A 23,103-nucleotide genomic window follows, 5' to 3' on the forward strand; every position below is an offset into this window, starting at 1 on the left:
AAAAAATACGCCGACGTGCCGCCCCTAATCGCCATTGAGGTGGCCATCGAAGCTGACACGGATGAAATGACCGAAAGCGGCTACATCTACAAAAAGACCCGTAAACTGTTTGAATTTGGGGTTGAAAAACTCATTTGGGTATTGACCGACGCGCAGGTCGTCATGATTGCCACCCCCGAACGCATTGAGACCGTCGACTGGAACAAAGACGTAGAAATCATGGACGGGCACCGTTTCAACATTGACGCGTATCTGACCAAGAAAGGAATCACCGTGGAGTAAACACGAAATAATGTACGCATGTTGACAGCCATAAAAGGAACGTACAGAAACGGCCAGATCATCCTGCACGAAACGCTACCCATTCAGGAAGAGACGGAAGTGATTGTGACATTTCTGGGAAGGGGGACTGCCTTCCCTTCAAAACCGGGTAAAGCTGGTTCGCTGGCTGGGCGAGGCTCTTTACCCGCCAATTTCAACGAACCACTTGACTATCTAAGCGAGTACATGTAAAATGAGATTACTGCTCGATAAGCAAGTTTTGATCTGGTTGATCTCCGCCGACGGGAACTTCAGTCGTTATCGAGACATAATAGAAATAATCTGGTAACCACACCAGCCACTGCGTTTTAGTACCTGCTCAACAAACCCCTTCATGGCTAACGTACACGCACCCGCGCACCCGCGCAACCGGAACGCCGGACCGTGCAGCTTCAATATGAGCCGCGTTCGGAGTAAAGACACCAAGCCCGAACTTATCGTCCGCAAATTTCTCCACGCCCACGGATTCCGCTACCGGCTCCACGATGAAAAGCTGCCCGGTAGCCCCGACCTCGTGCTGCCCAGATACAAAATCGTTATTTTCGTTCATGGCAAGCTCTCCTAATTGGACTCGCGAAGAATTAATTCTGGCGTTTAATCTATACCTAAAACTTCCCTTCGGCAAGATACATAAGGGTAATGAAGACGTAAAAAATTTAGCTGCCATTCTGGGCCGTCGAACACCTGATTCCGTTGCAATCCGTCTGACCAATTTTGCCAACGTTGACCCCTATCACCAAAAGCGTGGCGTCAAAGGAATGGATGGCGGACGTAAGCAGGTTGAGCCAATCTGGAACGAATTCATCAATAATCAGGAGGAACTGGTTTATGAAAGCGAGCGGATTTTAGCGGATTATCAGCATACAACAATTGAAGAAACTTATCCAGAAATCGAGTTTGATCTTAAGGGCTTAAAAGGTGAAGTCAGAATCAGAGCCGTTAAAGTCCGGGTAAACCAGAGCGTTTTCCGGCAAATGATTCTGAAAACCTACGAAAGCCGTTGCGCTATTTCTGGAATCGATTTGCCGGAGTTACTGGTTGCCGGACATATTGTGCCGTGGGCCGAAAACGAACATGAGCGGCTGAACCCAAAAAACGGTCTTTGCTTGTCAAATTTGTACGACCGTGCTTATGAGAAAGGGTTAATCTGCATTGATACTGATTACAAAATATTGATTTCGAGCCGGTTGAAGGTTGGATCAGCAAAAAAATTCTATCAAGATTACTTCGGGCGTTATGAGAATCAGCCTATTCGAGTACCAAAGACATACCAGCCTAAAAGAGAGTTTTTAGAGTACAGACTAAACCGCTTTGAGCAATGACATATGTTTTAACAAACCATATCTAAAATATAAAAAAGCTGGTAAGAAAAAATTCTTCTTACCAGCTTTTATTTTGACTATTTATAAAGTGCGATCTCGGCACTTTACCGTGCAATCACTTTGATTAGCGACCCACGGGCGACGCGGTCATTGGCTTTTAAACTGTTGAGCGTACCCAACTCTTCCAGCCGGGCTGCAGGCATGCCTAAACTGCTCATAGCCTCGCTGAACGAACCGTCGCGGGGAACGCTTTTGACCACTACGCGCTCGGGTTTGCGGTTGAGTTTATCGGGGTCGGTGAGCGCCCGGAAGCCACCCGCTACGCTCTGGAACGTACGAAACGAATTCTCGAACGTGTTCACCGCCGACAGACCATGCAGGGCATAGACGGCGTTGTTGTACTGAATGAGCCACGTCGCAATCTGCGTGGTCGTTTTGGGGTCCTGCTGTTGCTGTTGCTGCGGTTGTCCCTGTTCCTGCTGGGGCTGCTGCTGCGAAATAAGCACGTAAGCGGGGTTGCCGTTGATGGTCGTGCGGTTGTTTTCCGATACTTTCAGATTCAGTTCCTTCACTAAGTTCTGGGCGGCTTCGTCTAATGAACTGCCTTTGGCCAGCATCAGAATCATGGCCATTTTGCCTTCTTTCGGTCCCATTTGAAACTGTGATGGTGAGTTCTGATGGTCCCAGCCACGGGGCACCGGAAACTGAAAGCGCAGTTCGGGATGATAAAACGCGTCGTTCTCCACAAATCCCTGCTTCGGGTCCTCGCCATACATGATTCCGTCGATCAGGCGCATGTACTGATCGCGGTTGGTCTGGTAGTTGGCGGGGTTTTTTGCCTGATACTCCGTTGCCAGCTTGTTTACCTTCACGTTGCGGCTGCCCGGATCGGGGTGGGTTGACGTGAACGTCGGGATGGCCTGACCAGCATTGTCGGAGATGCGCTTGATGGTGGCGAAAAAGTTGGCCATCTGATGGGCGTCATACCCAATTTTACTCGAATACTCGACGCCAATTTCGTCCGATTCGGACTCATGAGCACGGCTGTAACTCAACAATGCCAACCCAATTCCCTGCTGAGCAACTTCGGTGGCCTGAGGCAGCAGGATGGCCGTGGCGATGGTGCCGAGTGTGCCAAACAGTTGCTTACTTTGCTGACGAGCCGAGTGGCGGGCCGTAACGTGACCGATCTCGTGGCCGAGTACCCCGGCAAACTCTGCTTCGTTGTTGAAGTGAGCCAAAATACCCCGCGTAAAATAAACGAATCCGCCCGGCACGGCGAAAGCGTTGACCACCGGCGAGTCGACGATGTGGAACTCGTAGGGCAAGTCGGGGCGGTGCGATATTTTGGCCATTGCTTTGCCCTTTTCGTTCATAAACGCCTGGAGATTTTTATCGTCGTACAGGCCCATGCTGGCCACTATCGACGGGTGCGATTCTTTGCCAATGGCAATTTCCTGCTCAGTCGACATCAGACTCAGCTCGCGCTTACCCGTAACGGGGTTGCGGGCGCAGGTGGCGAGTAAAGAAACCGTAAGCATTAAGGTAACCTGAAGAAATGCAGTGTTGGTGCGCATTGTATTGGTTAAGGTAGTAAGTGAGTGGTGAACTGGTTTGATTCGGAAAGAAACCTAGTTTAACATGGCCCCCATTAGACAGGATAGAATGTAAACTATTGGCAATGTGTACTTGTTCGTACTGCCGGTTCTGGAAGCGCCCATAGGTAGTTACAGTCTGATCGGCGAATTTTGATAAGTTTGTACATAAAAAAACGAACGTATGGCTGTATACGGTGTCAATCGATATTTTAGGTTGTGGAAGCACATCGCCAACCCCATTGAGTACATTGTCAGAAAAAGCAAGCGGCACCAGCGTGATTTTGAATTCACCACAAGGCCGCTGCCAATACACTTTCGAGTCTCGGCAGCCTTATATCTGGTCTTTAAAGAGATATTTATGAATGATGTGTACGAAATCGACACGTTGGTAGAGAAACTACCGGCGGAACCGGTGGTTATCGACATTGGCGCAAACGTCGGTTTTTTTGGTATTCAGCTTCTATCGAAACTCGACCGGGCTACCATCTATGCCTACGAACCACTGCCTGTAAACGTAGATACGCTCCGTACTACGTTAGAGCAGAATCCAAGGTTGCAACCAAGCATCCGACTCTTTCAGATGGCTGTGACCGGACAACCCTTCGACCAGTTAGACCTATTTGCCGAAGCCGAAGACAATGCTCAGGTTGTAGCTTCGAGTTTTGCTGGATTCAACGAAAACAATACCAAAAAAATAACCGTACCCTGCATCACGCTTGCCGATATTATTCAGAAAAACGGATTACAGGCAATAGACCTGCTCAAGTTAGACTGTGAAGGAGGTGAGTATGACATCATCTACCACACGGCCCCGGAACTCCTCCGGCGCATTGGCCGGATGGTCATTGAGGTGCATGATATCGACAAGGATCGGAACAACATTATCGCATTTGACGAGTATGTGCAATCGCTGGGATATACAACTACGCATGAGCCTATTAATTCCTTTTGTCACGCGATGGAAGCGGTACGTCGGTGAGTTTTTGTGATTGAATTTCTGCGTGTATACGTGTTTGGTTACCCGAAACGCCGAAGCATCTTAACGCCCACATACTCAACACCTATGCGCATTATCCCGACAATACGTCCTGATACAACCGCCAATACTGAGCGGCCGTGGTTTCCCAATTAAACTGCTGGCTGCGCTGCCGCAGCCGGTCGGACATAGCCGGGTCGCTCCGATACGCATTCATTCCCTGCCGGAACGTTTCCACAACGGCATCTGGCTCGAACGATAAAAAATAAAAGGCCTCGGAGCCGCCTACTTCGGGCAAACTCGTCAGCGTAGAGCAGAAAACAGGCTTACCCAGGGCCATCGCTTCAATAACTGGCAGGCCAAATCCCTCGTGCAGTGACGGAAACAAGAACGCGTCACAATGTGCGTAAAGCCACCATTTTGTCGGCTCGTCAATAATCCCTGTAAACACAAGACGTTCGTCAACGCCCATTTGCCGGGCCTGTTTTCGGATGGTCTCGCTGTACGCTGGTTGATCGGGACCGGCTAATACCAATTGATACGCTGGGTAAGCTTCCAGCAACGGCAGCATCGTGTGGACATTTTTGTACGGCTGCAACATACCCACAAAGAACAAAAACGGCTTGTCGGGCCTGACCGAAGGCGAAATCGTTTCGAGATCGGCAGGTGAATTTATGCCCAGATAAATTACGTCGATGCGCTTGTCGGGCGTAACTGTCATTTGTTGACAGATGTCCTGCGCTACATAGTCTGAAATGGTCGTTATCGCAGCCGCTTGATTGATAAGCCGTTGGTAACGGACTTTTTTGCGGGCCTTTCGCGAGACTGAATAATTGGGTAATTGTAGGTAGTTGAGGTCAAGAATGGTATAAATAAAGGAAGTTGAACGCTTGGGTAAATACCGGGAATTCTGGTATAGACAATGCCAGACATCAAATTTCCAGGGATGCCACACCTGTCGCCAGCGAGTTGCCGTAATGTACGCGGCCGAGTCACCAAAGAGGCCCACCTGTTCGGGCGATACCAGAAATGTCACTTCCCAACCCGGTGGCCGTTGCCGGATTAGTTCGCGACCCAGATTCAGACAAACCTGACCGATACCACTGGTTAAGTTGGCCATGCGTTCGGTGTCCAAAAAAAGTTGGGGCATGAAGTAGAGCGGGATGGTAACCAGACAAAAATGAGCAAAAAAGACCGATCTGAGAAATGTAGCTCACTCCTCGCTGCCCAGCACCGCAAAAATCAGCTCCGACTCGTATCCTTTGCTGAGAGCGTACCGAACCAGTTTCTGTTTTACTACCAGCGGATTATCGTCGCGGATGCTCCGGCGTTTTTTGGCTAATAGATCGGCGAGGGTGGTGCGGTAATCCTCGGGCGCAATTTCTTTCATGGCCTGATCGAAATTGTAGCCGGTGATGCCCCGCTGCTGCAAGTGCTGCTTAATTTTTCGCTTTCCCCAGCCCCTAACGCGGAACTTACCGCCCGCAAAGGCTCTGGCAAAGCGTTCCTCATTGAGGTAGTTCTGGCTGATTAGTTCGGCAATAATTTCTTCCGCATCATCACCCCAAACACCCCATTCTTTCAAACGCTCACGAACTTCCTGCTGGGTCCGTTCCTGGTAGGCGCAAAACAGAGCGGCTTTGCGAAGGACATCTTTTTGAGAATCGGTCATCGTGTGAATATAACGAAAAAGACCCTGAATAGGCACAGATTTTAAGCTTTTTTGACGCTTATCCGCTTCCTGCTCACCCCGTATGTGTATGGTCATTTGGCGGTCAACGCTAAGGCGAACATTGCGGCAGATGGTTTGTTTATGGGTAAACAAAACGCAGCGCTATGAAAACGTACATGATGGACAAGGACACTACCGGGGGCGTGGCCGGGTGGAAGGCGAAGGCACCACCAACGGCGGCCTGACCACCGAACAAATGGCCGGTTTGGAGCCGATTGCTGAAGACGAGGAAGACAGCGCTACTATTGAGAGCAATACGCTTGGCGGCACCGCCGATACGGGTGCCGGACCGGCCATTGGCGACGGCCAACCGGCTGAATAATACTCCCAACGGTGCCCAACGCTAAAGCGGTGGGCTAATAAAAATCCTGGACGAAACACGGGCGATGCCAGCACGTTGTCCAGAGTTTGTATCAGCCCACCGCTTTAGCGCTGGGAACCGAATTCTATTGTTTATCCCACCAGACGCGCGTATCGAGGTTGTCAAGTCCTTGCCGCGTGATGGCTTCCTGCCGGTTGGTGGTGTTGACGGAAACTTCAGAATCCGGATAGGATAACCGATTGATAAAGTTGCCTTTAATCTCCTTGCCAGGGTAGGGGTTTGGCGTTAGGGCCGGAAAACCGCTCCGCCGAAAATTAGCGAACGCTTCCGGACCGTTCAGAAAAGAAGCTATCCAGTATTGCGTATTGATCAGCTCAAGACCTCGGGCAGCAGCATCATAGGGATTCTTTTGAAGATAGGCTGTGATATTGGCGTCTGACACTAAAGAGGTTGCATCATAATCGCCTAACTGTTTCATGTGAGCCGTTACCCCTGCGTTATAAGAAGTAGCGGCACTGCCCGTTGTCCAGCCCCGTTGAGTCGCTTCGGCCAGAAGCAACTGCGTTTGTGCATACGTCACGAAGAACGTAGGCGCGTCGAGTTTGCCCATGCGGGTGCGATCCAACTGAGAGTAGTCGTAGAAACTGGCGAGACCATCCCTGATCGCCTGCGCTGGAACCGTACCGTTGTCAAATCCAAGCGGCATCCCAATCTGCACGGCTGGGTCGCGGTTAGCCCGTGATGCTATTTGTTCGGGACCGCTTTTGGCACCCACGTAGCGCACCGCAATCGACTGCAAGCGAGGATCGCTGGTTGATTTCAGATAATCCACAAAATACTTCGTTAGGTAATAGTTGGCGGCTTCGGTCGAGTTAAGCGTCTGACCGACTACATTCTGATAATTGGCGTTATTTCGCAGGACCCCGTTGTCGGTGTTTGCCTGCATAAGACCCCCGGCAACTGCTTTTTGTACCGTCGACTGAGCCAGCGTTGGGTTCACTTTCGACAGGCGCATACCCGCCCGTAGCAGGGTTGAGTAAGCAAATTTCTTCCACTTACTGATGTCACCCCCATAAACGACTTCACCGGCTTCGGTTGGTTTGCTGGCATCCAGCGCCGTAGCCGCTTCGGTAAGTTCTTTAATGATATCGTTATAAATGCCCTCCTGCGCGTCATATTTTGGGGTAACATTCGCACTAATGTACCCCAGACCCGCCTGCGTGTAAGGAATATCGCCATAGCTGTCGGTCAGCACCATGAACGCATAAGCTTTCCAGATACGCGTCATGTTATACAGATTAGACCGTGCGGCATTATCCTGCGTTTGGTTCTGAACGTCGACCAGATAGCGAATCACATCGCGGTAATAGCGTTGCCAGAGCGCTGCGTTTGGCCCCACCGGGCCGCGATTGTCGATGTTGAAATTTCCACCGGCCAACACGCCTGAATTAGGCGAAAACATCTGTTGCACAATGGCTTCTTCAAACACCAGCATCGATCCCGGAAACGTAGTGTTGATCAACGCGTTGTTGAACGTGAAAACAGGATTAAGGGCCGTTGCCGCCGTTGGGTTGATATTCAGTTCATCGAACCCTTTATCGCAACTGCTCACCCCAATTAGTAACGCAATCAGGGGCATATAAAACAGTGTTTTTTTCATGTGTAAAAGAAGTTTGTGGTTTGTAGTTTGAGCCGGGCGGCCGGTGCCGTTTGTAGTTGACTGACGCAGAATCGCTGCCGCCGGAGTAACTACAAACCAACATACTCAAAAACCAAGTTTAAAACCGGACATTCAGGTTAAAGCCAACGCTACGGGTGATGGGTAGCCCCGTCGATTCCAGCCCGACTAAGTTATCCGAGCTAAAGCCGAACTGCTCCGGGTCGATGTTGGGTACCCATTTCTTCAGAACCGCCACGTTATTAGCCACTGCACTCAGACGTATACCTTTGATAAACAGGCTTGCGGGTAACAGTTTGGTGAAGTCGTAGCCTAAGCTAATCTGACGGAATTTCCAGAATCCGGCATCGTACACGACCTGTTCGCCTAAGCTTTTGGATCGGCCTACCGAATAATAGTCCTGCGCGAATGCCCGAATTGCGTTGGCTTCGCTTTTATCGTTTACACCAACGCCCACCAACTTGTTATCGGCCTCGCCCCGACCCGCCAGCGTTTCTTTTTGCAAGCCGTGGCGGAATGCGTTCAGGTTGGTTCCCGAAATCATTTTGCCACCCAGTTTAAAGTCGATCAGGAACGACAGGTTAAGCCCTTTGTACGTAAATGCGTTGGTAATACCACCAATGTATTTGGGCAGGGCCGAGCCAAACGAGATGGGTGTGGGTGTCCGCACAGGAAGACCATCGCCCCCGTGAACGATGCGTCCCTGCGCATCGCGCTGATAGCCAAAGCTGTATAACTGCCCCAATTCCTGACCAACCACCTGCCGAAGGTCGCCGACGTAAATGCCATTGCCGACCACAATTTGCTCGGCTTGTTTGTCCTTATTATAATCTTTTTCGGGACTACCGTCATCGTCGGTCAGCAGCCGGAGCAGTTTCGTCTTGTTATACGAACCGTTCAGCGTTATATCCCACGAGAAATCCTTCGTCCGGACGGGTGACAAATTGAGCAACACTTCGATGCCCTGGTTCTGGCTTTCACCGCTGTTAATCAGGGTGCTGGTAAAGCCCGACGCGTCGGACGACTGGGCCTGAACGATTTGGTCGCTCGTGATTTTGCGATAAACTGCCAGATCTACCCCCACCCGATTATTAAACAGCTTCAACTCCAGACCTACTTCTGCTTCGGCGGTCCGGCTTGGTTTTAGGGTAGCACTTGGAATAGTGCTGGAGTTACCGCTGCCGATAATGCCGACCGGCTGCCCCTGGAACAAGTTGCCGCTTACCGAATAGAAAAGGTTGTTGGAGTAGGGGGCCACATCGCCATCGGAGCCAACTTCGGCATAAGCGGCCCGGAGCTTGCCGAAATTAAGCCAGGCCGGTAGGTTGTCGAACGCCTGAGAGAAAACGAAACTACCCGTTAGTGACGGATACAAAATGCTTCGGTTGGCCGGGGCCAGTGTTGAGAACCAATCATTACGAACCGTTCCATTCAGAAACAGGAAGTCTTTATACGATAATTCAAGCGCACCGTATAATGAATTGACTTTCCGTTCGCTGAGGCTATAGGTGGGGTCTTTCACGCGCCCGTTCTGGGGAACATACAGGCCGCGCACGATGAAGTCCGTCGCCAGCACACTGTTCAGGTCGCTCCGGCGGTATAACTGATTCCCCCCAGCGGTAATGTCGACGCCAAACACGCCAAATTTGCGGTTCGCTCCAATCAGGAAGTCGGCGTTGATTTCGCGGAAACGGCGGGCCTCCTGCGTATACGCTCCATTGACGAAACCAGCCGGAGCGGCTGCCAGCGATGCCTGCCCCGTTGGAAAGTTGTAATCCTGATCCCTCGACCAGTAATCCTGACCGACCCGGCCTTGCAAATACAGCCAGTCTGTGAAGTTATAGCGGGCCGAAACGTTGCCAAACAACCGGTCCCGGCGGATGTTCTCAAATTTGTTGTTCAGCGTGAAGTATGGATTTGTCCGGTTCATAAACCGCGAATAAACAAACTCGTTGCCAGTAGCCGGATTGATCTGATTCGCTTCCAGCACATCGAGGGGCAGGGAATTAGCCAGCGTGTAAATCACGGTCGGCGTACTATTATCCTGCTGGGCGATCTGGGGCGGGTTTTTGTTGTATTCGTTCGAGTAATTGATTGAACCCGTAACGGTCAGTTTGGGCGACAGGTTGTAGCTGAAACCGAGGTTGATGGTTTTGCGGTTGAACGTATTATTGCGTGTAATTCCCTTATTGTCGGTGTTTGACAACGACAGGCTGAAGCCGCCTTTCTCTCCGCCCGACGAAACTGCTACCGAATTGGTCCAGGTTGAGCCGTCGCGGTAAAACGTATTGATTCGGTTACGAACGGGCTGATACGGAACCGTCACACCACCAAAAAGCACCTGAGTCTGACCCGCAAACTTCTCGCCCCAGCTCCACACCCCCGACGTTGGGTTGGCCGCCTGAGGACGAACGCCGTATTCGCCCTGGCCATATTCGTACTGGTAGTCTGTGAAATCCAGGGGCCGGTCGGTGGTGAAGTTGCTGTTGTAGGTTACGCCAATGCCCTGGCCGGAACCTCTGGTTTTGGTCGTGATCAGGATAGCGCCGTCTTTAGCCCGTGACCCGTACAGCGCAGCCGCCGTACCGCCTTTCAGCACGGTCATACCTTCAATGTCATCTGGGTTGATGGACGACAGGCCATCGCCCCCGTCGGAGTAGTTCCGGTCCCGGTTACCAATGGAATTGTCGCCCCCCGTGTTGCCGTTGTTCTGGCCGAAGTTTGAGTTGTCAATCGGAACACCATTGACAACGATGAGTGGGCTGTTCTGACCAGAAAACGACGATTGTCCCCGAATCCTGATTTTACTCGTGCCAGCCGCTCCTGTACCTAAACTGCTGATGTTCACCCCGGCAATTTTGCCCTGCAGGGCGTTCATGAAGTTAACAGTCCGGTTGGTCGTCACCTGTTCGGGATTCACGATTGCAGTTGCGTAACCTAAGCGTTTGGCTTCCTTCTTGATGCCAAGCGCCGTTACGACGACCTCGTTCAGATTCTGGTCGCCTTCCTGAAGCGTGACGTTCACCTGCGACTGATTGCCAATGGCTACCTCCTGCCCCGCAAACCCAATGGCACTGAATACGAGTGTTGCCGATCCATTGTTGCGATCTGGAGAAAGGGTCAGTGAAAAGTTTCCATTCGCGTCGGTCGTTGTTCCTGCTTGCGTATTCTTAATCAGGATATTGACACCTGGAATCGGTTGCTGGTCTTTTCCCGATATAACCCGGCCCGTTACCCGGCGATCCTGCGCCTGAGCAACGGTGGTAAGCACAAAAGCGGCCCATAGGAAAAAAAGTAGCACACCAGATTTGAGACGTATAGTTCGTTTCATGCGGGGGACAGTGGTTAATAATATATGAAAATAAATCAAAGTATTCTTGCTTAGAGAATATAAACCCAAAGAGCAAGTCATCGCTGATCTACTGTATCTTTTGCTTTTTATGCGGATTTATACTCAGTTATAAGCGCAGCAAAGCGCACGGTATCAACGGGTTGATGCCGTGCGCTTTGCTGCACTTGTCGTTAGAATTAGAACAGACGGGTGGTTTTACCGGCCCGGGAATCGTTCGATATCACCGTTGGCGAAGCGGATGCTCAGTGCATCAGATTTGGAGACGACATAATCGGGGCCGTCGTCGTGGTTGCACCGCTTGTAGCGAATTTCGTCGACGCCAACCTCCAGAATTTTTGCGTCTATCAAATCACCGTTGCGCATCACGAGCTGATCGCAGGGCGGTGGCACGGGTTTTTCAGCCGTTTTCGCTGGTGCCGACTCCTGATCTGATGCAACCGGCTCATCCGCTACCGGTTTGGCCTTAGTGGTCCGCGTTGGCGCGGGGGCAATTGGCAGCTTTGGGGGAGCAGCCTCCAGCCTAACTGATGCTGTATCAATGGCGGATGTGTCCAGTTCGGTAACAGCCACGGAGGTATCTAATGCAACCGCGGGCTGACCTTCGGTTGCCGAAGTTTCCTGCGCAGGCTGAATCCAGTAATATCCGGCGACTAACAGGAGTACGGCAACGAAGCCAACGGCAAATCTTTTGAACGAATGTATACGCATCAGCGGGGTATTCAGGAGTATCGAGTTGACGGTGTTTGGGCGTTTTGGGGTGTTTGTCATCCCGATGGAGGAGGGATCTCTACTATGCATCAGACTTGAGATCCCTCCTTCGTCGGGATGACGAACACACTTAAAGGCCAACACGCCTAAACACTCAAATGCCACTCTATGGCTTGGGTGCGCCTGCCGACGTGTTCCCACTCCCCGGAGCCAGCGAATTGATCCAGGCTGCCATCTTCAGCGCGTCGGCTTTGGGCACCTGCGGCATGGGGGGCATTTCAACCGCGTAATCGGGCCAGTTCTGCGGTTTAGGATTATAGATCAACTCCACAATCTGGTCGTTGGTGTATTTGCGCTTCGCCACGTCGGCGTAGGCCGGGCCGACCTGCCGTTTGTTGGTCTGGTGGCAGGCTAAGCAGGTGTGGCGGGACAAGAGGCCCTTCACCTCGTCATACGTCGGAGCTTTGGCCATCGTCACCGCCTGACCTTCGACCAACTTCGGTTTAGCACCCCGCGTGGATTCGCCCGTGGCGGCTGATTTGGCTCCTTTGGCGGGCGTGGTTTTCTTACCGACCGCAGTAGCTGGCTTTGCCGTAGCTGCCGGAGCGGTAGCGGAGTTCTTCGTGCTCACATCGCTCATGGCCAGTTTCTGCCCCTCAGGAATGTTGTTGAGCGTGTAGTAGGCAATCGGGTGAACGAGCGAATAGGACCCCTCGGCTCCCCGAACGCCGTCGAGCGTCAGTTGGTGAATATAGTATTTACGCAGGTCACCCACCACGATCCGGGCCTTCATGCCATCTTCGGACACTTTCACGCCTTTGAGCGGCAGGGCCTCTTTGTTGATGGTCGGGCTGCCGTAGACCGGCTGGTATTTATAAATGAAACTCTCGACCCGGTACGACGCCAGATCTTCGGCCGACTTCCGGTCGACGGGCTTCGTGAACTCGACTTCAAACCCATCGGGCATGGCCTTCACGGTGCGCATCTCAAATGGCATGGCTCCGCTCCAGGTCAGCCGTTGCAATCCTTCGTTGGCTTCCCCGGCCGACCCCCAGCCTCGGTTAGTTTCGCCCACGAACAGGGAGCCGTCTTTGCCCCACGCCATTCGCAGCACGCCCGACCGGAAGCCGTTGCGTAACTCGATGGCTCCGCCCTGGTACTCGCCGTTGACCTTTTCCATAAACACCCGCGAGATTTTGCTCATGCCCTGATCGCCTATTAGCAACTGCCCCGCAAACGGACCGAACACGCCCTGCGGAATCTCCAGAATTTCGGAGTTCGAGATGCCCAGCACACCGTGTGGCAGCCAGACGGCCGGAGTTTGAATATCGACGTTCGGAAATTGCTCTTTCAGTGCATACAGCACATTGGGTGTTTCGTTGACTACGTTTTCGGGTTTAATAGCCCGGCCGTTTTCGTCCCGGCGCTGGCGCGGATCAACCTTGGCGTAGAGTTGCTCGGTCGTCAGCTTAACAGGCGAATTAGCCATGCCCGTCCAGCGTAAACCGGCCGGGTGACCCACAAACGATCCTTTCTGAACGTGCGTAATGCCACCCGATCCCATCCAGTCGCCCTGATTGTCAGCGTAGAACAGTTCATTGTCGTAGATGCCCAGTCCGGCGGGCGAGCGCATACCCGTCGCCCACGGCTGCATGGTGCCGTTTTCGCTGATTTTCATGGTCCAGCCGCGCCACGGAACCCGGCTTTCGCCCCGCCACCACTCTTCATCGCCGAAGGCCACGTTGCCCGTCACGAAAAACGTACCGTCGGGCGCAATCTTCGGGCCGAAGCTGTACTCGTGGTAGTGCCCCGACAGTGGCCAGGCGTAGACCGTCTCGAAAACGTCGGCTTTACCGTTTTTGTCGGTGTCAACCAGTTTGGTCAATTCCCCGCGCTGAGCGCAGTAAAGTGCCCCGTCTTTGTAGGCCAGGCCCAGAATCTCGTGCAATCCCGACGCGAACTTGCGGAAGAACGGTTTGCGGCTCGTTGGGTTTTCCACGATCCAGACGTCGCCCCGGCGCGTAGCAACGCCGAGGTTTCCGTCGGGCAGTACCGTTAGCCCGCCCACTTCGAGCAGTGTTCCTTCGGGAGCCGACACTTTCAAAATCTTGTAGAAATCTTCCTCTTTGGGCGACTCCTGCGCCCGAACCGTCAGCATTGTAGCTACGGCGAAGAGGGTTGTTAGTATCTTTTTCATTGGATTTAAAACAAGATCGAGTAAACCACTTTTCCTTTTAGCGGCACGATCAACTCCTGCCGTCCATTGCTGCCCGGCCGAATGCTGGGTTTTGCCCCGGCCACATCGTCAATCCGCAAATATTCTTGCCCGTCAACCAGATACATACCGTTTTCCATGGCGCTGATTGTCGTGCCGCTGGCTAACCGGGCATACAGATCACCGGCCGGGTTGGTGATGGTGACTTCACGCTGAACGCCCTGTCCATTAGCCAACACCCGAATTTTGTCATCGACCGAACTGCCAAAACTCATGTATCGGAACGTTGGACGGTCGGCGTCATCCAGCACGTAACCTTTAGGCCGGTAGCCCGAGCCAGTTGTGTCAGTTGTCCAGTTGGCCTGGGGCGACGCGAGTTTGGTTAGAAACAGCATGGGCGCCCCTAAGCGTTGCACCATACCCATTGGCCGCGAGGAACCATCGCCCCGGTCGTGCCACATCGGCGTCGCATCTAAGAACGCCCCGCGCCAAACCTGCACCAATGCCCCTTTGTCCAGATCGTACGTATAATGCACCTGCTCTGGACTACCCACCGACACGGCATGAACCACGCGCACAGTTTGACCTTTTTCATTCTTCTCACCGGGCAAATCCATGAAACTGCGCAGGATGGTGTTCGTTGCTGACTCCACCATAATTGGGTCCACTTCTTCGCCGTTGCGGGCATCGGCCGCGCTCAGGGCATACTCGCGGATACCCGGACCCGCCACCGCCAGGCCAAGCGCCGGTTGCGCCCAGTCGACAAATTTGGAATAGAACAGTTCAAACGGTACGTCACCTTTGGGCAGGACCAGCTTGCCATTGGCGTGGCCATACCCGGCTCCGGGTGCAACCACCGCCTGGTTATTAATTTTAAGCAAACCCCCGCCCCCAACGGCGTCTAAGTTGAACCGGTATTCGCCCGGTTCGGCCACGCGCAGGGTACCCGTGTAGCGGATCAGGAATTCGTTGGGAATGCGGCTTACGTCGGCCGACAGCACCGTGGCTACACCTTCTGATTCGGGCGCTTTACCGCCATACTCACCTTCCTTTTCAAATTTTCCCTTGTAAACGGCGTACTTCAGATTCATGAGCTGGGGCCGTGGCTTGTCGTAACTGACATAGCGAATGTTGCGAAAAGCCACCGCGCCGTGGTCGCCCTGAAACATAAGCGGGCCGAGGGGTTTCTCATCAGTAAACGCAGCCGAGCGGGTTGGGCCGGTGAGTTCAACGTCCTCGTGAATGACCACACCGTTCAACTCGACGCGAACCATGCGGGCGTTCTCGGTTTTCTGACCATTCGCATTAAAACGCGGAGCCTGAAATGAAATTTTCAGGTGCTGCCACAAACCGGGTGCCCGACTGGCGTTCTGGCGGGCCGCGTGGCCGTCGTAGCCCTGTTGCCCTTCGGGCCGTTTCTCATCCCAGCGTTCGTAGATTGAGCCGTTGTCGATGGTACGCGGACCGCGCACCTCCCAACTGTCAAACAACTGCACCTCGTAGCGTCCTTGCAGGTACACGCCCGAATTCGACTTGGCGGCCATCATGTAGTCCAGTTCGAGATCGGCATCGCCGTGTTGCAGGGTCGTCATCAAGTTGTACTGCTGCCCGTACGACTGCTGCCCGGCTTTGGCCGGTAGTAGAACATTGGCCAGAACGCCCGTACCATTTTCGGTAATGATCGTGTTGGCCTTGTTCAGATCCGCGCGGGCACCGCCAACGATGCGCCAGTTGGGCATTGGTGAGACAAACGCGCTCAAGTCATTGAGGGAGATTGGAATGTTAGGTGTTGGTGGGGGCTGGGCCAGCGCCAGTCCAGTCCGGGCCAGTCCGGAGCTAACCGTCCAGCCAATGAGTAGCAGCCAGCGAAAGCAGACCGCAGGAGTTAGTTTTACCATGAACAAAACGAGGGGTTTGACGACCGAAATCTACCATTTTTTCTCCATAAAAGGACGTAATTCGCCATTTGCCCTATCTTTGACCGTTTTATTGCCGATTCATTAACCCCAATCGTTTCCATGAAAAACCGTCTTTTACCCCTTGCTACCTGCCTTGCGCTGATGAGCATAGCCACCGTGTCGATGGCGCAGGTTCAGCCAAGTAAACAATCGCCCGAATCGTCCGAAATCTGGGAACCCGTGCCGCCGGTTATCACGCCGGGCATGACCTCGGCCAACACCTCGGGCACAACGCCCCCGTCTGACGCAATCGTTCTGTTCGATGGTAAGAACACCGATCAGTGGGTAGCTATCAAGGGATACTCGCCCGCGAGTTGGGAGAAAGTCAACGAAGGACCGCTGAAATGGCCGGTGACCGACGGCATCATGTACTCGACAAAAGGCTTCTCGGCCCGGTCGAAAAAGGAGTTCAACGATTTTCAGATGCACTTAGAGTTTAAGACGCCGGAGAAGGTCGAAGGCAACGGGCAGGGGCGCGGCAACAGCGGGATTTTCCTACAGGGCCGCTATGAGCTACAGGTGCTCGACAACTTCAACAACCCAACCTATGTGAACGGGATGGTCGGGTCAATTTATAAGCAAACCATTCCATTGGCCAACCCCAGCCGCAAGCCGGGCGAATGGCAAACGTATGACATCGTTTACCAGGCTCCTCGCTTCAACAAAGCTGGTTTAATGGTCGATTACGCCTACGTGACGGTGCTGCTCAACGGGGTATTAGTGCAAAACCACGCGGCCATTCGCGGTACGACCGAGTACATTGGCTACCCCAAAGTACAGGCGCACGGCCCCGGCCCGATTCTGCTACAGGATCATGGTAACCCGGTCGGTTTTCGCAACATCTGGGTACGGGAGTTGTAGGAGTACCCTCCCGAAGTAGATTGACAACGTCAGGACTCATTTTGAGCACGGACCACTGCACCAGTATGACGGTGTATTACCTCCCAGTTGCATTGTCGAAAACGCCGACTGGCTGAAAAACGCGCACCAGTGTAAGAACAAGTTTTCTGTTTACCTCGGAATAACACAACACCCGGCCAATTCTCTCAAATGGCCGGGTGTTGTGTTATTCCCAGAAGTGTTGGGTAACTCAGATTATGTAAAGGAGGTTTTTGTCAGAATGATAAGTAATTACGCTATAGGATATAATCTTATAATTATTCTATCATACTGCTGAGGGTTTACTACTTCTTAGAGCATTAGTTATAAGCGAAATGTTAAGAGCACCATAGCCAATTAACATGACTGGAAAGAGGTATCGGAAATAGCTTCCCCATGAATAGCTACCCGTGATATAGTTAGCCCAGTAGTCGGAAAAAGAGTAGTCAGGAAATGCTGTTAGCAAATAACGAACCGACTCAGTAAAAGGATTAAAAACTACAAAAGCAAGCAGCATTACTGGTAAGAAACTGAGTTCATAACGGGCGAGTGATAACCAAGTTATACTAACAAGTTCAATCTTAAACCAACGACGAACCAAATTCATCAATGAGGTTAGAATAAAGACTGTGATTATTTCAGGTAGTAGGAGGCTTCTAATGAGTAAACTGGCGTAAGGCATCAAACCACCAGACCGGTTTACAACCATCGATTTAGCTTCGTGAGCAACAATCCATGCCAGGGCTTCGATTGACAATATGAAAATGAGTAAAACAACTAAACCATTCGTTAAAAAGCTACGGGATGGTCGAATGCTATTCATTATATCAGGTTGTTGTATAAGTGGGAATATGTTAATCTAATAGCGTAAATACAAGCGTTGTTGGCATTCAGCCAGTGTTCAAGTTCAAGCAGTCACTGATTTAATCTACGACGTTGCCAAATAGATAACAAAACGAAAAAGTCAGCCGGAATAGCAAATATATAATTACCAGTCACAGCAATCATAATCACACATACGAGGCTAAATGCAAGAAAGCCTAAAGAATTGATTTTCATAATTGACAAAGGTTCATAAGTTGTGCAATCACCTGTATGTTAAGAGGTAAATTTAAGCATCCAAAACTATAATTGAAGCCAAGTCAGCGTCAGCGTTTTTGCAATTTGCGCAGGCAACATGGTTAGGCAAAATCGACCCGCGACACCCGCCTAATTACCGCAGTAACGATAAATCGAACGTAAAGCCCGGCAGCACTTCATCGCCGGAAAGTCGATTGTCAAAACCGTGAACGACGCGCACCGAACCGTCGGGCGAGTAAATGCGGGCTTCCTCGGTTTTGAGGTTAATGAGCCACGCTAAGCGGCACCCGTTTTCCATGTATTCCTGCATCTTGTCGGTTGCTTCGCGCAGGTAGTCCGCTTCGCTCATTAATTCAACTAAGAAATCGGGGCACAGGGGCGGGTACTTGATTCGCTCTTCGGGTGTGAGCGCGTTCCACTTGTCTATCGCTACAAACGCTACATCCGGCGAGCGATTGGCTCCATTTGGCAGCTTAAAACCCGTTGACGAGTTGAAAACGATACCGGCTTTCGTATCATCAGTCCACAAATCCAGTCGCGACGTGAGTTTTGTGTTTCTCCGTCCTGTGTCCCCACCCGTTAATGCCATGCTGATGATATTGCCATTTGTGTCGCGTTCAAATTTGAAGTCGGGGTTTTCCTGACAGAAATGGTAGAACTCATCGTCAGTCATGCTGCGCATGGGCAGCTTGATTCCCGGCCGGTTAGCAACAAGTACCATAGCGTTTGTTTTTTCTCAAAGATACAGTTTCTCTTCACACCCCCGCCGTTGCCCAGCCCTGCGCCCGAATGGGCGTTTGCTGCCCGGCTTTGGTTGCCAAAACAACCTGCGTGGGGTCGGCGGTGAGGTAGCCGATGGCGGTGATGCGGGCGTTGGTCGATAGCTTTTCAAACTCCTGCGGGCGGACTGTAAAGAGCAGTTCGTAGTCTTCGCCCCCGTTCAGCGCGGCCGTAACGGGGCTAATTTTGAACTCATCGGCGGCTAACAGCGCTTGGTCGTCGATGGGAATATTTTCGTCGAAAATAACCGCGCCCGTTCCCGATTGTCGGCAAATGTGAAGTAATTCGGAGGCCAGCCCGTCCGAGATGTCGATCATGGCTGTGGGCCGGATGCCGAGGTCGCGCAGTTCATGAACGATGTCGGTGCGGGCATCCGGGCGGAGTTGGCGCTGCACTAAGTACGCCCGTTCTTCGGAGAGATCGGGTTGCATATTTGGATCGGCTAAGAAAACCTGCTTCTCACGCTCCAGCAGTTGCAATCCCAGATAAGCCGCGCCTAAGTCGCCCGTAACGCAAACGACATCATTCGCCTGAGCGGTGTTTCGGTAGGTAATGAGGTCTTTGGGCACCTTGCCTAACACCGATACTGATATAATTAGTCCTGAACGCGAGGCCGTTGTGTCGCCCCCCACCAAATCGACATGGTAAGCCGCGCAGGCCGCCCGGATGCCGTCATACAGCTCATCGACGGCTTCGATGGGAAACCGGCTGCTCAGGCCAATGCTCACCGTGATTTGCACGGGTAGGCCATTCATGGCGGCAATATCCGACACGTTAACGGCTACGGCTTTGTAGCCGAGGTGCTTAAGCGGCACGTACGTGAGATCGAAATGAATTCCTTCCACGAGCATATCGGTCGTCAGTAGGCCGTAGTCATTGCCCCAGTCGAATACGGCTGCGTCGTCGCCGATGCCGCGCACGGTTTCGGGGTGGAGTGGGGCGGGGGTGGCCTGCCGAATCCGGTCGATCAGGCCAATTTCGCCAATGGTATTAAGGTCCGTCATAGTCCAATGTAAAACGGATAATGTGGAATGAATAATGAATTTGCGAACAGCATTATCCATTATCCATTCCACCGCTTCGGCGGACCGATTATCCATTAAAAAAGCCGTTCCGCTTGACCTACGGAACGGCTTACTACAGCAATTAGTTTGTGGACGCTACGGGTTCGTCAACGTATACTTATTAATCGTGTTGCCCGTTTTGCGGTCTCCCGATGTCCGGGTTATTCTTAGTTCGGTATCGCTGATTCCATCAATGGTAAATTCAATGGTACCGTTTGTTACGTCGGTTAGTTGGGGAGTCAGGCCCGTCAGTACCAACCGGTTGTCGGAAGGGAGCGAGTATTGACCAATGGCCGTGGTAATGCCATCGTAGTTGGTGAAACGAACGGCAGGCGGGGCGCTTAAGTCGAGTTTGAACGCGGCATAATTACGGACAAAAGGAGTGACCCCCCGCGTATAAACCGTTATGTTGCTTTCGTCAACTTTCTGGGCGGTCCATACTTTAGCAATACGCTCCGAAACGGGGGCTACTTTGTTCTTGTTACAACCCGTCAGCACGCTGAATAGGGTCAGTATTGAAAGAAAAGCAATGAACGAAGTCTTTCTCATAGTTAACTGTTGCATCGAATCAGAAGTGGCTAAAGTTACGTTAATTTTGTTGTCACCCGCAAAAAGGGTGCCCAATAAATTCCTCCATTGACTAAACGGACGATATGACGCCCGAACGTATTGACCTGCTTACAACCTATACCCGTGCACAGTTGGCCCTGCGCAACGGCGCTGACCGCGACGAAATCTGGTGTGCTTACCAGGCCATCATCTACGACGTATCGGCGTCGCGGCTGTGGCGCGCCGGTAAGCACTACGAACATTGGGCCGGGCAGGACCTCACTGCCGAACTTGCCTACGCCCCCCACGCTGATTGGGTATTTGCCAAATTTCCGGTGGTAGGAAGGCTTGTTTAGGTTCGGGATTCGTAGCTGCTACCGCAAACGTATTCCGGCGGCAGCAACTACGAATCCCGGCGGGGAACCGCACAAACTATAAACCACATGATCCAGCTCATTGCCGACAGCGGCTCCACCAAAACCGACTGGCGGCTCATTGGCCCTGACAAACAGGCTACTGATTTTCAAACGGATGGATTCAATCCATATTATCAGACGACCGATCAAATTGCGGATACACTCCGGGCGCAGTTAGTACCTGCGCTGCATGGCGAGATGGTGTCGGACGTGTTTTTCTACGGAGCCGGGTGCAGCGGTCCGGCGGTGAATCCCATCGTGGCCAATGCCTTGCGGGCGGTGTTGCCGGGTGTGCAGACTGTCCAGGTCAATAGTGACATGCTGGGTGCGGCCCGGGCCGCTGCGGGCCGGGAACCGGGTATCGTTTGTATTCTGGGAACGGGGTCAAACGCCTGCTGCTACGATGGCAGTCAGATTACACAGGGCATTCAGTCGCTGGGGTTCTGGCTCGGTGACGAAGGCAGTGGTGGACACCTCGGCAAAACACTCGTCCGGGATTTTTTTCAGGAACGGCTACCCACCGATCTACGCGACGCGTTCCAAAACCAGTATGCCCTCGACCGACCGACTCTATTGGAAAACGCTTACCAGAAGCCGTTTCCGAATCGCTATTTCGCCCACTTCACCCCGTTTTTGTCCCAAAACATCACGCATCCACACATCGTTGGGCTGGTGACGGATGCGTTTAACCAGTTTCTTGTTACCTACGTCAGGCGGTTCCCCGAAGCTGATACTTGGTCAGTGCATTTTGTTGGCTCCGTGGCATACTACTTCGCCGAATCGCTGGAACAAGCTGTTTTACGAACCGGTTTGATCATGGGACGCATTGTGAAAGCCCCCGCCGAGCGATTGGCTGAATTTCATCAATGGCGGGCCTGACGTACTTTTGCAGTAAAGTTTAAACTCCTCTGTCGGTCTGCCGATGCGGTTTAAACCACAACAACCTGAAATAACACGAATGGCAGCAAGATATTTTTTGAAAGTAAAAGACGTCGTCCGGGAAACGCCCGACGCCGTGACGATAACCTTCTGGCACCCCATCAGCGAAGAAATTCGGTATCAGCCGGGTCAGTTTCTGACCTTCCTGCTCAATATCAACGGTCAGAAAGTGCGCCGGTCTTACTCAATGGCGTCGTCGCCCCACGTCGATGTGTCGCTGGCCGTGTCGGTGAAGCGGGTGCCAGGTGGCTTGGTCTCCAATTATTTATGTGACCGCATTCACCCCGGCGATATTCTCGAAACGCTGGAACCAATGGGTACGTTTGTGCCGAAGCTGGACCCGACAAATCGCCGGACGATTATCCTGATTGGGGCGGGCAGCGGTATAACGCCCCTGTTTTCGATGGCTAAATCGGCCCTTCACGTTGAGCCAAACAGCCGCATTTGGCTCATATACGGCAATCGTAGCCAGGAGTCGATTATTTACAAAGCTCATTTAGATGCCATGGAGCAGGCATACGGCCAATCGCGCTTTCGGACGACGCACGTGCTGAGCCAGCCCACTGCTAGTTGGACCGGTCTCGACGGGCGGTTGAATCAGCACACGCTAACCCGCTTGCTGGAGGATGTACCAGCGGCCGACCGGCAGAACGCGAGTGTGTACCTGTGCGGCCCCGATGGCATGATGGCCGAAGCCCGCTCAGCACTCGCGCTGGTAGGCGTTCCGGCCGAGCGTGTTCACAAGGAAAGTTACATAACGGCCCCCGTTGCCGCTGGCGACGTACTTGAAGAACCGCTGACGGACAACGATATCGACGGATCGCCGGAGGTGACGGTGCTTTACGAGGGCAGCGAATACAAGTTTGCCGTGGCTCCGCACCAGACCATTCTGGAAGCGGCCCTGGAACTGGATATTGACCTGCCTTATTCGTGTCAGGCGGGTATGTGTACGGCCTGTCTCGGCAAATGCACGTCGGGCACCGTCAAATTAGACGAAGAAGATGGCTTGTCGGAATCTGAATTGAAAGCGGGCTACGTGTTGACTTGCGTGGCGCACCCGGTCGGGCGGGATGTGGTGATTGAAATTGATTAGAAGCAGCGCGGGTAGAAAGCATTCGCTTGTTTCACCATCGTAATGTGGCTTATTCATCGTCCTGTAGGGACACAACAGACGCAGGCGTTGGTAGAAACAAAATAAACACGTTAGTTTTCGT

At 52.5% G+C, this 23,103-nt stretch carries 22 protein-coding genes; 10 read left to right on the forward strand and 12 right to left on the reverse strand.

Going from position 1 to position 23,103, the window contains the following annotated elements:
- The first annotated feature begins 15 nt into the window (after positions 1–15).
- The 4 genes from ACYVHB_RS06585 (at position 16) to ACYVHB_RS06600 (ending at position 1,643) form a co-directional block, all read left to right on the forward strand.
- Positions 16–282, forward strand: coding sequence for a hypothetical protein (locus tag ACYVHB_RS06585; protein WP_461050753.1), 267 nt, complete (start codon positions 16–18; stop codon positions 280–282).
- An 18-nt stretch (positions 283–300) separates the two neighbouring features.
- Positions 301–513, forward strand: coding sequence for a hypothetical protein (locus tag ACYVHB_RS06590; RefSeq protein WP_461050755.1), 213 nt, complete (start codon positions 301–303; stop codon positions 511–513).
- Positions 514–655: 142 nt separating this feature from the next.
- Entirely contained in the window at positions 656–886 is a 231-nt protein-coding gene (locus ACYVHB_RS06595; RefSeq protein WP_461050757.1) for a hypothetical protein, read from the forward strand.
- Positions 870–1,643, forward strand: coding sequence for an HNH endonuclease (locus ACYVHB_RS06600; protein ID WP_461050759.1), 774 nt, complete (start codon positions 870–872; stop codon positions 1,641–1,643). Before ACYVHB_RS06595 ends, ACYVHB_RS06600 begins: the two co-directional genes overlap by 17 nt.
- A 104-nt stretch (positions 1,644–1,747) precedes the next feature.
- Here ACYVHB_RS06600 and ACYVHB_RS06605 read toward each other — a convergent pair whose 3' ends face one another.
- Positions 1,748–3,220 carry a M48 family metalloprotease gene (locus ACYVHB_RS06605; RefSeq protein WP_461050761.1) on the reverse strand — a complete coding sequence of 491 codons (1,473 nt, stop codon included), beginning with the start codon at positions 3,218–3,220 and terminating at the stop codon, positions 1,748–1,750.
- Positions 3,221–3,599: 379 nt separating this feature from the next.
- Between ACYVHB_RS06605 and ACYVHB_RS06610 the strand changes: the two genes are divergently transcribed.
- The gene (locus ACYVHB_RS06610; protein ID WP_461050763.1) at positions 3,600–4,220 is read left to right on the forward strand and encodes an FkbM family methyltransferase; all 621 of its coding nucleotides are present in this window, start codon (positions 3,600–3,602) and stop codon (positions 4,218–4,220) included.
- 91 nt (positions 4,221–4,311) lie between these two features.
- On the opposite strand, the gene ACYVHB_RS06615 is transcribed toward ACYVHB_RS06610, so the two are convergent.
- Positions 4,312–5,367 carry a glycosyltransferase family 4 protein gene (locus ACYVHB_RS06615; RefSeq protein ID WP_461050765.1) on the reverse strand — a complete coding sequence of 352 codons (1,056 nt, stop codon included), beginning with the start codon at positions 5,365–5,367 and terminating at the stop codon, positions 4,312–4,314.
- A gap of 63 nt (positions 5,368–5,430) precedes the next feature.
- The gene (locus ACYVHB_RS06620; RefSeq protein WP_461050766.1) at positions 5,431–5,889 is read right to left on the reverse strand and encodes a regulatory protein RecX; all 459 of its coding nucleotides are present in this window, start codon (positions 5,887–5,889) and stop codon (positions 5,431–5,433) included.
- Between the two features lie 88 nt (positions 5,890–5,977).
- Between ACYVHB_RS06620 and ACYVHB_RS06625 the strand changes: the two genes are divergently transcribed.
- Positions 5,978–6,271, forward strand: coding sequence for a hypothetical protein (locus ACYVHB_RS06625; RefSeq protein WP_461050768.1), 294 nt, complete (start codon positions 5,978–5,980; stop codon positions 6,269–6,271).
- A gap of 124 nt (positions 6,272–6,395) precedes the next feature.
- Here ACYVHB_RS06625 and ACYVHB_RS06630 read toward each other — a convergent pair whose 3' ends face one another.
- The 5 genes from ACYVHB_RS06630 to ACYVHB_RS06650 all read right to left on the reverse strand — a co-directional run bounded on the left by ACYVHB_RS06630 (position 6,396) and on the right by ACYVHB_RS06650 (position 16,122).
- Positions 6,396–7,931: a SusD/RagB family nutrient-binding outer membrane lipoprotein gene (locus ACYVHB_RS06630; RefSeq protein ID WP_461050770.1), complete on the reverse strand. Its 1,536-nt coding sequence runs from the start codon at positions 7,929–7,931 to the stop codon at positions 6,396–6,398.
- A 118-nt stretch (positions 7,932–8,049) separates the two neighbouring features.
- The gene (locus ACYVHB_RS06635) at positions 8,050–11,280 is read right to left on the reverse strand and encodes a SusC/RagA family TonB-linked outer membrane protein (protein WP_461050771.1); all 3,231 of its coding nucleotides are present in this window, start codon (positions 11,278–11,280) and stop codon (positions 8,050–8,052) included.
- 216 nt (positions 11,281–11,496) lie between these two features.
- Entirely contained in the window at positions 11,497–12,069 is a 573-nt protein-coding gene (locus tag ACYVHB_RS06640) for a hypothetical protein (RefSeq protein WP_461050773.1), read from the reverse strand.
- A gap of 106 nt (positions 12,070–12,175) precedes the next feature.
- Positions 12,176–14,206, reverse strand: a complete 2,031-nt coding sequence (locus ACYVHB_RS06645; protein ID WP_461050774.1) for a c-type cytochrome — start codon at positions 14,204–14,206, stop codon at positions 12,176–12,178.
- A 5-nt stretch (positions 14,207–14,211) separates the two neighbouring features.
- A complete protein-coding gene (locus ACYVHB_RS06650; protein ID WP_461050776.1) occupies positions 14,212–16,122 on the reverse strand; it encodes a family 16 glycoside hydrolase in 1,911 nt (636 codons plus the stop codon).
- 120 nt (positions 16,123–16,242) lie between these two features.
- Here ACYVHB_RS06650 and ACYVHB_RS06655 point away from each other — a divergent pair, with 120 nt between their 5' ends.
- Positions 16,243–17,043, forward strand: coding sequence for a 3-keto-disaccharide hydrolase (locus ACYVHB_RS06655; protein WP_461050778.1), 801 nt, complete (start codon positions 16,243–16,245; stop codon positions 17,041–17,043).
- Positions 17,044–17,347: 304 nt separating this feature from the next.
- Here the strand turns inward: ACYVHB_RS06655 and ACYVHB_RS06660 are convergent, their stop codons facing one another.
- From ACYVHB_RS06660 to ACYVHB_RS06675, 4 genes are all read right to left on the reverse strand, one after another.
- Complete coding sequence (locus ACYVHB_RS06660; RefSeq protein ID WP_461050780.1) at positions 17,348–17,884, reverse strand: hypothetical protein; 537 nt, start codon at positions 17,882–17,884, stop codon at positions 17,348–17,350.
- Positions 17,885–18,274: 390 nt separating this feature from the next.
- Positions 18,275–18,862, reverse strand: a complete 588-nt coding sequence (locus tag ACYVHB_RS06665; RefSeq protein WP_461050782.1) for a Uma2 family endonuclease — start codon at positions 18,860–18,862, stop codon at positions 18,275–18,277.
- Positions 18,863–18,896: 34 nt separating this feature from the next.
- Positions 18,897–19,925: a thiamine-phosphate kinase gene (gene thiL, locus ACYVHB_RS06670; RefSeq protein WP_461050784.1), complete on the reverse strand. Its 1,029-nt coding sequence runs from the start codon at positions 19,923–19,925 to the stop codon at positions 18,897–18,899.
- 156 nt (positions 19,926–20,081) lie between these two features.
- Positions 20,082–20,534: a hypothetical protein gene (locus ACYVHB_RS06675; protein WP_461050786.1), complete on the reverse strand. Its 453-nt coding sequence runs from the start codon at positions 20,532–20,534 to the stop codon at positions 20,082–20,084.
- A gap of 104 nt (positions 20,535–20,638) precedes the next feature.
- Between ACYVHB_RS06675 and ACYVHB_RS06680 the strand changes: the two genes are divergently transcribed.
- The 3 genes from ACYVHB_RS06680 (at position 20,639) to ACYVHB_RS06690 (ending at position 22,982) form a co-directional block, all read left to right on the forward strand.
- On the forward strand, positions 20,639–20,890 hold the full coding sequence (locus ACYVHB_RS06680) for a cytochrome b5 domain-containing protein (RefSeq protein WP_461050788.1): 252 nt from the start codon (positions 20,639–20,641) through the stop codon (positions 20,888–20,890).
- Positions 20,891–20,977: 87 nt separating this feature from the next.
- Positions 20,978–21,829, forward strand: a complete 852-nt coding sequence (locus ACYVHB_RS06685; protein ID WP_461050790.1) for an N-acetylglucosamine kinase — start codon at positions 20,978–20,980, stop codon at positions 21,827–21,829.
- Positions 21,830–21,908: 79 nt separating this feature from the next.
- The gene (locus tag ACYVHB_RS06690; protein ID WP_461050792.1) at positions 21,909–22,982 is read left to right on the forward strand and encodes a 2Fe-2S iron-sulfur cluster-binding protein; all 1,074 of its coding nucleotides are present in this window, start codon (positions 21,909–21,911) and stop codon (positions 22,980–22,982) included.
- The last annotated feature ends 121 nt before the right edge of the window (positions 22,983–23,103 follow it).

Source organism: Spirosoma arcticum (genome assembly GCF_054779955.1).

Coding starts and splice junctions, on each gene's coding strand:
- ACYVHB_RS06640 (WP_461050773.1), bottom strand. CDS start 12,069: ATGACAAACACCCCAAAACGCCCAAACACCGTCAACTCGATACTCCTG.
- ACYVHB_RS06635 (WP_461050771.1), bottom strand. CDS start 11,280: ATGAAACGAACTATACGTCTCAAATCTGGTGTGCTACTTTTTTTCCTA.
- ACYVHB_RS06600 (WP_461050759.1), top strand. CDS start 870: ATGGCAAGCTCTCCTAATTGGACTCGCGAAGAATTAATTCTGGCGTTT.
- ACYVHB_RS06625 (WP_461050768.1), top strand. CDS start 5,978: ATGGTCATTTGGCGGTCAACGCTAAGGCGAACATTGCGGCAGATGGTT.
- ACYVHB_RS06650 (WP_461050776.1), bottom strand. CDS start 16,122: ATGGTAAAACTAACTCCTGCGGTCTGCTTTCGCTGGCTGCTACTCATT.
- ACYVHB_RS06665 (WP_461050782.1), bottom strand. CDS start 18,862: ATGGTACTTGTTGCTAACCGGCCGGGAATCAAGCTGCCCATGCGCAGC.
- ACYVHB_RS06630 (WP_461050770.1), bottom strand. CDS start 7,931: ATGAAAAAAACACTGTTTTATATGCCCCTGATTGCGTTACTAATTGGG.
- ACYVHB_RS06645 (WP_461050774.1), bottom strand. CDS start 14,206: ATGAAAAAGATACTAACAACCCTCTTCGCCGTAGCTACAATGCTGACG.
- ACYVHB_RS06595 (WP_461050757.1), top strand. CDS start 656: ATGGCTAACGTACACGCACCCGCGCACCCGCGCAACCGGAACGCCGGA.
- ACYVHB_RS06685 (WP_461050790.1), top strand. CDS start 20,978: ATGATCCAGCTCATTGCCGACAGCGGCTCCACCAAAACCGACTGGCGG.
- ACYVHB_RS06590 (WP_461050755.1), top strand. CDS start 301: ATGTTGACAGCCATAAAAGGAACGTACAGAAACGGCCAGATCATCCTG.
- ACYVHB_RS06615 (WP_461050765.1), bottom strand. CDS start 5,367: ATGCCCCAACTTTTTTTGGACACCGAACGCATGGCCAACTTAACCAGT.
- ACYVHB_RS06620 (WP_461050766.1), bottom strand. CDS start 5,889: ATGACCGATTCTCAAAAAGATGTCCTTCGCAAAGCCGCTCTGTTTTGC.
- thiL (WP_461050784.1), bottom strand. CDS start 19,925: ATGACGGACCTTAATACCATTGGCGAAATTGGCCTGATCGACCGGATT.
- ACYVHB_RS06675 (WP_461050786.1), bottom strand. CDS start 20,534: ATGAGAAAGACTTCGTTCATTGCTTTTCTTTCAATACTGACCCTATTC.
- ACYVHB_RS06690 (WP_461050792.1), top strand. CDS start 21,909: ATGGCAGCAAGATATTTTTTGAAAGTAAAAGACGTCGTCCGGGAAACG.
- ACYVHB_RS06655 (WP_461050778.1), top strand. CDS start 16,243: ATGAAAAACCGTCTTTTACCCCTTGCTACCTGCCTTGCGCTGATGAGC.
- ACYVHB_RS06605 (WP_461050761.1), bottom strand. CDS start 3,220: ATGCGCACCAACACTGCATTTCTTCAGGTTACCTTAATGCTTACGGTT.
- ACYVHB_RS06660 (WP_461050780.1), bottom strand. CDS start 17,884: ATGAATAGCATTCGACCATCCCGTAGCTTTTTAACGAATGGTTTAGTT.
- ACYVHB_RS06610 (WP_461050763.1), top strand. CDS start 3,600: ATGAATGATGTGTACGAAATCGACACGTTGGTAGAGAAACTACCGGCG.
- ACYVHB_RS06680 (WP_461050788.1), top strand. CDS start 20,639: ATGACGCCCGAACGTATTGACCTGCTTACAACCTATACCCGTGCACAG.